At 27.2% G+C, this 1,013-nt stretch carries 2 protein-coding genes; both read left to right on the forward strand.

From position 1 onward, the window contains the following. Positions 1 to 253 precede the first annotated feature (253 nt). Positions 254 to 436: a hypothetical protein gene (locus tag NK213_RS20195; protein WP_253352694.1), complete on the forward strand. Its 183-nt coding sequence runs from the start codon at positions 254 to 256 to the stop codon at positions 434 to 436. 65 nt (positions 437 to 501) lie between these two features. Beyond that, the coding region (locus NK213_RS20200; protein WP_253352696.1) for a hypothetical protein at positions 502 to 1,013 on the forward strand (512 nt) is incomplete at its 3' end.

Raw genomic sequence — 1,013 nt, forward strand, 5'->3', positions numbered from 1 at the left:
TCTCCTAAAGAATATTTGAAAAAAATTTCATAATAGACAAGATAAATGTGTCCACATTATTGACATAAGTACATTATGATGGTCCGCGGCAAAATCCTACTTTAATAGATGGAAAATATAAAGATGCCAAAACAGGGTATACGATTAAAGGAAAATATACTTATGTTATAGATGCAGAGGGAAATTTACAAATGGCAAAAACAACAAAACTTGGAATGGATGGAGGACATACTAGTTTAAGTGGAGGAAACCAGTGAAATATGCTGGAGAGATAAAATTTAATAATAAAGGACAGTTGGAGTATTGGAATAATGGATCGGGGCATTATGAGCCGAATGCTGCACAAGCAGTTGAAATATCAAAGATATTTGAATCATTAGGGGTTCCTGATGCAAGTATGGGCAAATTTATACCAGTTAAAATAGAACCCAAATAAGTTAGTCTAAAAAAATTATAAACTATGGATTGTAGAAGATTATTATAGTTGATTGGATGGTTAAAATGGATATAATAATGAGATTGAAAAAATATTTTAATACAGATGTAGCGTTAATGGATGATGAGGAATATTCTGACTTAGTTGATGATTTGGGAACCTCTGTTGAAAATCAAAAAAAATTTATAGATTATGTATTGCAAAATAAGTTTGAAGTTGGAGATGAGTATAAAATTTTTATGATATTAGTAGACGTATATGGATTTGAAGCAGAAGATGATTTTAATATAGTTTACTTAAATCAATTATATAACTGGGTTTTAAAAGTAATGTTTAAAAAAGAATTTTATGATTATTCGATGTGTTATAGATTTAGTGACTTACTTGTCAAAATGACAAAGAACGTTCAAAAGGTATATAAAGATATAATTGAAAATGTAAATATTTTTAATCCTATAACAGTTCAAATTGCTATATGCAGTATGTATGGTTACTATGATTATTTTCAATATAAAGAATTAACAGAGATTTTTTTAGATAAAATTTTCACTTCTATTAAGAAAAATAAAGATAATCA

This window comes from Sebaldella sp. S0638 (assembly GCF_024158605.1).
Lineage (GTDB): Bacteria > Fusobacteriota > Fusobacteriia > Fusobacteriales > Leptotrichiaceae > Sebaldella.